Consider the following 8,452-nt stretch of genomic DNA (forward strand, 5'->3'; position numbering starts at 1 on the left):
GGACCGCATGGCGACAGCAGCCGCGCAGCGCACGGCCCGCAAGGAGACGGACGGCGCGCCGGACGCCACCGACACGACGGCCTACCAGCACGCCTTCGACGCGGCCATGGCCGCCGACGAACGCATCGAACCGCGCGACTGGATGCCCGACGCCTACCGCGCGACCCTGGTCCGGCAGATCGCCCAGCACGCCCACTCCGAGATCATCGGCATGCAGCCGGAGGCCAACTGGATCACCCGCGCGCCCTCCCTGCGCCGCAAGGCGATCCTGATGGCCAAGGTCCAGGACGAGGCCGGCCACGGCCTGTACCTGTACAGCGCGGCGGAGACCCTCGGCACCGGCCGTGACGAACTGCTCGACAAGCTGCACGCCGGCCGCCAGAAGTACTCCTCGATCTTCAACTACCCCACCCTCACCTGGGCCGACGTCGGCGCGATCGGCTGGCTGGTGGACGGCGCCGCGATCACCAACCAGGTCCCCCTGTGCCGCTGCTCCTACGGGCCCTACGCCCGCGCGATGGTCCGGATCTGCAAGGAGGAGTCCTTCCACCAGCGCCAGGGGTACGAGCTGCTGCTGGCCCTCAGCGAGGGCACCCCGGAGCAGCACGCCATGGCGCAGGACGCGGTGGACCGCTGGTGGTGGCCGTCGCTGATGATGTTCGGCCCGCCCGACGACGAGTCCCGGCACTCCGCGCAGTCGATGGAGTGGAAGATCAAGCGCCACTCCAACGACGAGCTGCGCCAGCGCTTCGTGGACATCTGCGTCCCGCAGGCCGAGTCCCTGGGCCTCACCCTCCCCGACCCGGAGCTGAGGTGGAACGAGGAGCGGGGGCACTACGACTTCGGCCCCATCGACTGGACGGAGTTCCAGGAGGTCCTCAAGGGCAACGGTCCGTGCAACGAGCAGCGGATCACCCAGCGCAGGCGCGCGCACGACGAGGGCGCGTGGGTACGGGAAGCGGCCGCCGCCTACGCGGCCAAGCACACCGGCGACACCGGTGGGACGGGAGCGACGCGAGCATGAGCACCACCGACTGGCCCCTGTGGGAGGTCTTCGTCCGCTCCCGGCGCGGCCTCTCCCACACCCACGCCGGCAGCCTGCACGCACCCGACGCCGAGCTGGCCCTGCGCAACGCCCGCGACCTCTACACCCGGCGCGGCGAGGGCGTCTCCATCTGGGTCGTCCCGGCCGCCGCGATCACCGCGTCCTCGCCGGACGAGAAGGACCCGTTCTTCGAACCGGCCGCCGACAAGCCCTACCGGCACCCGACCTTCTACGAGATCCCGGAAGGGGTGAAGCACCTGTGACCGCCACCGGCCCCGCCACCGTCCCGGTGACCGCCGCGCTCGCCCTCGGCGACGACGCCCTGGTGCTCTCCCACCGCCTCGGGGAGTGGGCCGGGCACGCCCCCGTCCTGGAGGAGGAGGTCGCCCTCGCCAACATCGCCCTGGACCTGCTCGGCCAGGCCCGGGTGCTGCTGTCGCTGGCCGGCGACGAGGACGAACTGGCCTATCTGCGCGAGGAGCGCGCCTTCCGCAACCTCCAGCTGGTCGAGCAGCCGAACGGCGACTTCGCGCACACCATCGCCCGCCAGCTCTACTTCTCCACCTACCAGCAGCTGCTGCACACCGAATTGGCGGCCGGTGACGGCCCGTTCGCCCCACTGGCCGCGAAGGCGGTGAAGGAGGTCGCCTACCACCGCGACCACGCCGAGCAGTGGACGCTGCGGCTCGGCGACGGCACCCGGACCGGTCATGAGCGGATGCGGCGGGCCTGTGACGCGCTGTGGCGGTTCACCGGGGAGTTGTTCCAGCCGGTGGAGGGCCTGGACGCCGACTGGACGCGCATGGAGGAGCGGTGGCTGGAGTCCGTCGAGGACGTCCTCGGCCGTGCCACGCTCTCCCTCCCCGAGGGTCCGCGCACCGGAGCCTGGTCGGCGGGCGCGGGCCGCCAGGGCGTGCACACCGAGCCGTTCGGCCGGATGCTCGCCGAGATGCAGCATCTGCACCGCAGTCACCCGGGGGCGTCATGGTGACGGCCACCGCCCTGGAGGCGGAGCTGCTGGAGCTGGCCGGATCGGTGCCCGACCCCGAGCTGCCCGTGCTCACCCTGCGGGAGCTGGGCGTGGTCCGGGCGGTGCGCCTCCACGGCCCGGACGCGGTGGAAGTCGAGCTGACCCCCACCTACACCGGATGCCCGGCCGTCGAGGCGATGAGCGTCGACATCGAGCGGCTGCTGCGCGCCCACGGCCTGCGCGAGGTCAGCGTCCGCACGGTGCTCAGCCCGGCCTGGTCGACCGACGACATCACGCCGGAAGGCCGGGAGAAGCTGCGGGAGTTCGGCATAGCTCCCCCGCGCGTGCACCACGCCGGCGGCCCGGTGCCGCTGACCCTGGGACCCACCCGCACCCACGGCTTCGAGGACGAGCCGGTCCGCTGCCCGCACTGCGGCGCGGCCGACACCGAGCTGCTGAGCCGGTTCTCCTCCACCGCGTGCAAGGCACTGCGCCGCTGCCTGGCCTGCCGTGAACCGTTCGACCACTTCAAGGAGTTGTGATGGCGCGCTTCCACCCGCTCCCGGTGGCCGCGGTCGACCGGCTCACGGACGACTCCGTCGCCCTCACCCTCGCCGTCCCGCCCCAGCTGCGCGAGGAGTACCGGCACGCACCCGGCCAGCACCTCACGCTGCGCCGCCGGGCCGACGGCACGGAGATCCGGCGCACCTACTCGATCTGCTCCCCCGCCCCCGACCCGGCCGGGGCGGGCCCGAAGACGCTGCGGGTCGGCGTGCGACTGGTGGAGGGCGGCGCCTTCTCCACCTACGCGCTCAAGGAGATCAACGCCGGGGACGAGCTGGAGGTGATGACCCCGGCGGGCCGCTTCACGCTGGAACCGGCCCCGGGACTGTACGCGGCGGTGGTCGGCGGCAGCGGCATCACCCCGGTGCTGTCCATCGTCGCCACCCTGCTGGCACGCGAGCCGGCGGCCCGGTTCTGTCTGATACGCAGCGACCGCACCGCCGCGTCGACGATGTTCCTGGAGGAGGTCGCCGACCTGAAGGACCGCTATCCCCAGCGGCTCCAGCTGGTGACCGTGCTCTCCCGGGAGGAGCAGCAGGCGGGCCTGCCGTCGGGCCGGCTCGACCGGGAGCGGCTCACCGGGCTGCTGCCCGCGCTGCTGCCGGTGGAGCGGGTGGCGGGCTGGTTCCTGTGCGGGCCGTACGGACTGGTGCAGGGTGCCGAACGGGCACTGCGCGAGCTGGGCGTGGAGCGCGGCCGGGTCCATGAGGAGATCTTCCACGTGGACGCGGGGTCGGCCCCGGCGGCGACGGCTGCGGCACCCACGCACAGCACGGTCACCGCGCGGCTCGACGGGCGTGGCGGCACCTGGCCGGTGCGGGAGGGCGAATCGCTGCTGGAGACGGTGCTGCGCAACCGGCCCGACGCGCCCTACGCCTGCAAGGGCGGGGTGTGCGGGACCTGCCGGGCGTTCCTGGTCGGGGGCGAGGTGCGCATGGACCGCAACTTCGCGCTGGAGACGGAGGAGACGGACGCCGGGTACGTACTGGCCTGCCAGTCGCATCCGCTGACGGAGAGCGTGGAGCTGGACTTCGACCGCTGAGGACGACCGTCCCCCCGGGCACCCGGGCACCCGGGCACCCGGCGACCGTTCCCTTCTCCTGGAATCTGTTCTATCTTGACGGACCGTCAGATGACCGGACCGCCGGGAGGACGGGCCGTGGACTTCACCTTCACCGAGGAGCAGTCGGCGGCGGCCGAGGCGGCGCGGGGGGTGTTCGCCGGGGTGGTGCCGGATTCGGTGCCCAGTCCGGCGCTCACCGTCGGCGCCGTGGCCGAGGGCTTCGACCGGGCGCTGTGGTCCCGGCTGGCCGCCGCCGACCTGCTGAGTCTGCTGCTCGCCGAGGAGCACGGCGGAGCGGACCTGGACGCCATCGCGCTCTGTCTGGTGCTGCGCGAGGCGGGCCGGGTGCTGGCGCGGGTGCCGCTGCTGGAGCACAGTGCCGCCGCGGCGGTCCTACGGGTCTACGGTGGGCCGGAGCCGACGGACCGCCTGCTGGCCCGGGCGGGGCGCGGGGAACTGGTGCTGACCGTCGCGGCGCACGGACGCACCGGCCATGACCCGGCCGAGCCCGCCGTGGTCGCCCGGCGGGACGGGCAGGCGTGGCTGCTGGACGGGGTGCAGACGGCCGTGCCCTGGGCGTACGACGCGGACCTGGTCGTCGTACCGGCGCATCCTGAGGGCACGGCGGCCGGACGGACGGTGCTGGCGCTGGTGCCGCGCGGGGCGGAGGGCCTGGTCGCCGCCGAGCAGGTCTCCACCAGCGGTGAGCGGCTGGCCGAGCTGCGGCTGCGGTCCGTGCGCGTCGAGCCCGGTGAGGTGATCGAGGCCGACGGCGCCTGGGAGTGGCTGCACGCGCTGCTGGTGACCGGGACCTGCGCGCTGGCGCTCGGGCTGGGTGAGCGGGTGCTGCGGATGACCGCGGAGTACACCGGCGGGCGGGAGCAGTTCGGGCATCCGATCGCCACGTTCCAGGCGGTGGCGGTGCAGGCCGCGGACCGGTACACCGACCTGCGCGCCATGGAGGCCACCCTCTGGCAGGCCGCGCGGCGGATCGCCTCGGGCGTGCCGGGCGCGCTGCCCGCCGCAGCAGACGTCGCCGTGGCGAAGATCTGGGCGGCGGAGGGGGTACGGCGGTGGTGCAGACGGCACAGCACCTGCACGGCGGGTTCGGCGCGGACACCGACCACCCGCTGCACCGGTACCACGCCTGGGCCAAGCACCTGGAACTGGCGCTCGGCCCGGCGGCGGCCTACGAGGAGAGGCTCGGCGACCTGCTGGCCACCCATACCCTCGGCTGACGAGAACGGTCCGGCACCTCCCGGCACCTGCCCCGCCCCGAACCCGGCTCCCGGCTCCCGGCTCCCGGCTCCCGGCTCCGGGATTCCGGCTCCGGGCGCGGGTTCCGGATTCGGCTCCGGGTGCCGGTCAGAGGACGGAGCCCGGCTTTCCGTCGTCGGTGACGACCGGGCGGCCGGACTGCTCCCACTGGTGCATGCCGCCGTCGACGTTCACCGCGTCGATGCCCTGCTGGACCAGGTACATGGTGACCTGGGCCGATCGGCCGCCCGAGCGGCAGATGACGTGGACGCGGCCGTCCTGCGGGGCGGCCTCGGTCAGCTCGCCGTAACGGGCCACGAAGTCACTCATGGGAAGGTGCAGCGCCCCCTCGGCGTGGCCCGCCTGCCACTCGTCGTCCTCGCGGACGTCCAGCAGGAAGTCTCCGTCCTTGAGGTCCGTGACCTGGACCGTGGGCACACCAGCTCCGAAATTCATGGATCCGACGCTACCCGAAGCGGCGGCGGCTCAGTCCTGTCCCAGCAGAGCGGCCAGGCTCGCCTCGCGCTGGGCGATGTCGGCGCGGAGCCGGTCGGCGATCTCCTCGAGCAGCCTGTCGGGGTCGTCCGGGGCCAGGCGGAGCAGGCCGGCGATCGCGCCGTCCTCCAGCTCACGGGCGATCACAGTGATCAGTTCCTTGCGCTGGGCGAGCCATTCGAGCCGGGCGTACAGCTCCTCGGCCGGGCTCGGGAGGCGCTCGGGCGGCACCGGCCCGGCGGCCCACTCCGCGGCCAGCTCCGTGAGGAGGGTCTCGTCGCCACGGGCGTAGGCGGCGTTGACCCGGCTGAGGAACTCCTCGCGCCGCTTGCGCTCCGCTTCCTCCTGCGCCAGGTCGGGGTGCGCCTTGCGGGCCAGGTCGCGGTAGAGCTTGCGGGCCTCCTCGCTGGGCCTGACCCGCTGCGGGGGCCGCACCGGCTGGTCGGTGAGCATCGCGGTGGCCTCGGGGAACAGGCCGTCACCGTCCATCCAGCCGTGCAGCAGCTCCTCCACCCCCGGGATCGGCAGCACCTGGGCGCGGGCTTCCGCGGCACGGCGGATGTCCTCGGGGTCACCGGTGCGGGCCGCCCGCGCCTCGGCGATCTCCGCGTCCAGTTCCTCGATCCGGGCGTAGAGCGGGCCGAGTCGCTGCTCGTGCAGGCGGGAGAAGTTCTCGACCTCGACGCGGAACGTCTCCACGGCGATCTCGTACTCGATCAGCGCCTGCTCGGCGGCCCGGACGGCCCGTTCCAGCCGTTCCTCGGGGCGTGGCGGCTGGGCCTGGCCGTCTTCGGGGGTCGTCACCCGCCCAGCGTAGCGCTGCGCTCGGCCGGGACCGGTGGCCGTGGTTCCGCCGCGCGCGAAGCGCGGTACCCCCGGGGCTTGGGCGACCGGGTCGCTCACACTCCCGTCTCGGCCGCCACCCGGCCGGTGCGGATGCCTGCCAGGAGATCGGTGTGGTCGGCCTCCGTGCGGTCGGCGTAGACGACGGCGAACGTGGCGATCGCCTCGTCCAGCTCCCCGTTCTTGCTGCAGTAGCCGGCGATCAGCCGTGGGTCGGCGCTGTGGGAGTGGGCGCGGGCCAGCAGGGCGCCGGTCATCCGGCCGTAGTCGTCGAGCTGGTCGGCGGCGAGGGCGGCCGGGTCGACGCTGCCCTTGCGGTTGCGGAACTGGCGCACCTGGTAGGGGCGCCCCTCGACGGTGGTCCAGCCGAGCAGGATGTCGCTGACCACCTGCATCCGCCGCTGTCCGAGGACCACCCGGCGGCCCTCGTGCGCCACCGGCGCGGTGGTGAAGCCGGCCGTGGCCAAATGCGGGACGAGCGCGGAGGGGCGGGCCTCCTTCACCTGGAGGACCAGGGGCTCCCCTCGGTGGTCGAGCAGCAGGACGACGTACGACCGGGTGCCGACGCTGCCGGTGCCGACCACCCGGAAGGCCACGTCGTGCACGGCGTGCCGGGCGAGCAGCGGGTGGAGGTCCTCGCCGAGCGTGCCGACGTACGCCTCCAGGGACGCGGTGACCGCCGCGGCCTCGGCGTCCGGGATGCGGCGCAGCACCGGCGGGGCGGGCACGAACCGGCGTCCGCCGTCCTCGTCGGGCTCGGTCGACTTGGCCGCGAACCGGCCGCTGGTGTTGGACCGGGCCTTCTCGGAGACCCGCTGGAGCGTGCCGAGCAGGTCGTGGGCGTCGGTGTGGGAGACCAGTTCCTCGTCCGCGATGGCGTTCCAGGCGTCGAGGACGGGCAGCTTGGCGAGCAGCCGCATGGTGCGGCGGTAGGCGCCGGCCGCGTCCCGCGCCGCCGCACGGCAGGTGTCCTCGTCGGCGCCCGCCTCCCGGCCGGCCAGCACCAGCGAGGCCGCGAGCCGCTTCAGGTCCCACTCCCAGGGGCCGTGCACGGTCTCGTCGAAGTCGTTGAGGTCGATGACGAGGTCGCCGCGGGCGTCGCCGTACAGGCCGAAGTTGGCCGCGTGGGCGTCCCCGCATATCTGGGTGCCGATCCCGGTCATGGGGGTGCGCGCGAGGTCGTACGCCATGAGCCCGGCCGAGCCGCGCAGGAACGCGAACGGTCCGGCCGCCATCCGGCCCACCCGCAGCGGGGTCAGCTCGGGGATGCGGCCGGCGTTGGACTCCAGCACCGCGCTCACCGCGTCGGGGCGGCCGGGGTCCGGGTCGAAGGTCCGGTGCGCGGAGCGGGGGACGCCGGTCCGGAGCGCCTTGCCCTCCTTCTTCGGCGAGACCGGCGAGCCCTCGGGCGGCCAGGGGGCGAACCCGCGCACCCGGGGCAGCCGGGACGGCCGGGACGGCCGGGACGGCCGGCGCGCGCCGCCCGCCCGGTCCGTCGTGTCCTTCCCGCCCGCCTCGTCCGCCGTGTCCGTCGTCCCCACACCGGTACCGGTCATCGCGACCGCCTCCCCCGTACTGCCCGCGCGCCCTTCGAACAGGCGCCGGTACGAACATCAACTCGGGGAGACCGTACAACCGGTGACCGAAACGCGTCAGACCCTGTGGACAACTCCCCCGGCGCCACCCGGACCCGAGCGTCCCCACCGGCCTCCGCTGCTCCGGCGCGGCGGCACGCGCCGTCATGTGTGGCCCTCGTCACGCGCGATGGCGAGGGCCGGAGGCCGTGGGGAGTGGCCGTGGCGGGTGGCCGTGGCGAGCCTTCGGCGGCGCCCGCCACCGGACGGCCCGTCAAGTGGGCGTCGCCCCGCGCAGGCTTGAGAGCTTCCTCACACCACCATCCGCGCGGCACATGGTCGCGGACCGGCACCGCGGGCACGGCCACGCATGACCGCATACGACCAAGGCATACGACTGAGGGCCCATCGTTTTCACGATGGGCCCTCAGCCTCTGTGTGCGCGAGGGGGGAGTTGAACCCCCACGCCCTTTCGGGCACTGGAACCTGAATCCAGCGCGTCTGCCTATTCCGCCACCCGCGCATTGGGTGTGTCTTCCGGTTCCTCCCCTTTCGGGCTGGCCCCTTCCGACATGCAGAACATTAGCACGTCGCACGGGGTGGAATCACATCGCTTCCCCGCCGCCCGCCCCCGCCCGTCC

8 protein-coding genes, 1 tRNA gene and 1 pseudogene are annotated in these 8,452 nt (G+C 73.8%); 6 read left to right on the forward strand and 4 right to left on the reverse strand.

Translation table 11 applies throughout. The features are described from left to right. Positions 1 to 7 precede the first annotated feature (7 nt). The 6 genes and pseudogenes from paaA (at position 8) to IF37_RS39140 (ending at position 4,880) form a co-directional block, all read left to right on the forward strand. Positions 8 to 1,024 (forward strand): 1,2-phenylacetyl-CoA epoxidase subunit PaaA, encoded by a 1,017-nt coding sequence (paaA, locus tag IF37_RS0108605; RefSeq protein ID WP_030738730.1) that lies wholly within the window; start codon positions 8 to 10, stop codon positions 1,022 to 1,024. Beyond that, positions 1,021 to 1,308, forward strand: coding sequence for a 1,2-phenylacetyl-CoA epoxidase subunit PaaB (gene paaB / locus IF37_RS0108610; protein WP_014673816.1), 288 nt, complete (start codon positions 1,021 to 1,023; stop codon positions 1,306 to 1,308). The genes paaA and paaB overlap by 4 nt, the downstream gene beginning before the upstream one ends. After that, on the forward strand, positions 1,305 to 2,036 hold the full coding sequence (gene paaC / locus IF37_RS0108615; protein ID WP_030738733.1) for a 1,2-phenylacetyl-CoA epoxidase subunit PaaC: 732 nt from the start codon (positions 1,305 to 1,307) through the stop codon (positions 2,034 to 2,036). The genes paaB and paaC overlap by 4 nt, the downstream gene beginning before the upstream one ends. Continuing rightward, positions 2,030 to 2,557: a 1,2-phenylacetyl-CoA epoxidase subunit PaaD gene (gene paaD, locus IF37_RS0108620; protein WP_030738735.1), complete on the forward strand. Its 528-nt coding sequence runs from the start codon at positions 2,030 to 2,032 to the stop codon at positions 2,555 to 2,557. The genes paaC and paaD overlap by 7 nt, the downstream gene beginning before the upstream one ends. After that, complete coding sequence (locus IF37_RS0108625; RefSeq protein WP_030738739.1) at positions 2,557 to 3,621, forward strand: 2Fe-2S iron-sulfur cluster-binding protein; 1,065 nt, start codon at positions 2,557 to 2,559, stop codon at positions 3,619 to 3,621. Before paaD ends, IF37_RS0108625 begins: the two co-directional genes overlap by 1 nt. A 117-nt stretch (positions 3,622 to 3,738) precedes the next feature. Then, positions 3,739 to 4,880: pseudogene (locus IF37_RS39140) on the forward strand (acyl-CoA dehydrogenase family protein). Between the two features lie 127 nt (positions 4,881 to 5,007). Here IF37_RS39140 and IF37_RS0108635 read toward each other — a convergent pair. The 4 genes from IF37_RS0108635 to IF37_RS0108650 all read right to left on the reverse strand — a co-directional run bounded on the left by IF37_RS0108635 (position 5,008) and on the right by IF37_RS0108650 (position 8,334). Continuing rightward, positions 5,008 to 5,337 carry a rhodanese-like domain-containing protein gene (locus IF37_RS0108635; RefSeq protein ID WP_030738741.1) on the reverse strand — a complete coding sequence of 110 codons (330 nt, stop codon included), beginning with the start codon at positions 5,335 to 5,337 and terminating at the stop codon, positions 5,008 to 5,010. Between the two features lie 48 nt (positions 5,338 to 5,385). Then, positions 5,386 to 6,198 (reverse strand): hypothetical protein, encoded by an 813-nt coding sequence (locus IF37_RS0108640; protein WP_030738744.1) that lies wholly within the window; start codon positions 6,196 to 6,198, stop codon positions 5,386 to 5,388. Positions 6,199 to 6,293: 95 nt separating this feature from the next. Beyond that, the gene (locus IF37_RS0108645) at positions 6,294 to 7,793 is read right to left on the reverse strand and encodes a DUF2252 domain-containing protein (protein WP_079165621.1); all 1,500 of its coding nucleotides are present in this window, start codon (positions 7,791 to 7,793) and stop codon (positions 6,294 to 6,296) included. Between the two features lie 457 nt (positions 7,794 to 8,250). After that, positions 8,251 to 8,334 (reverse strand) — tRNA-Leu (locus IF37_RS0108650). Positions 8,335 to 8,452 lie beyond the last annotated feature (118 nt).

The sequence above is a fragment of the Streptomyces sp. NRRL S-31 genome (assembly GCF_000718775.1).
Lineage (GTDB): Bacteria > Actinomycetota > Actinomycetes > Streptomycetales > Streptomycetaceae > Streptomyces.

Excerpts from the sequence above, each read along its gene's own strand:
- paaA (WP_030738730.1), top strand. The coding sequence starts at position 8 with ATGGCGACAGCAGCCGCGCAGCGCACGGCCCGCAAGGAGACGGACGGC.
- paaB (WP_014673816.1), top strand. The coding sequence starts at position 1,021 with ATGAGCACCACCGACTGGCCCCTGTGGGAGGTCTTCGTCCGCTCCCGG.
- paaD (WP_030738735.1), top strand. The coding sequence starts at position 2,030 with ATGGTGACGGCCACCGCCCTGGAGGCGGAGCTGCTGGAGCTGGCCGGA.
- IF37_RS0108625 (WP_030738739.1), top strand. The coding sequence starts at position 2,557 with ATGGCGCGCTTCCACCCGCTCCCGGTGGCCGCGGTCGACCGGCTCACG.
- IF37_RS0108645 (WP_079165621.1), bottom strand. The coding sequence starts at position 7,793 with ATGACCGGTACCGGTGTGGGGACGACGGACACGGCGGACGAGGCGGGC.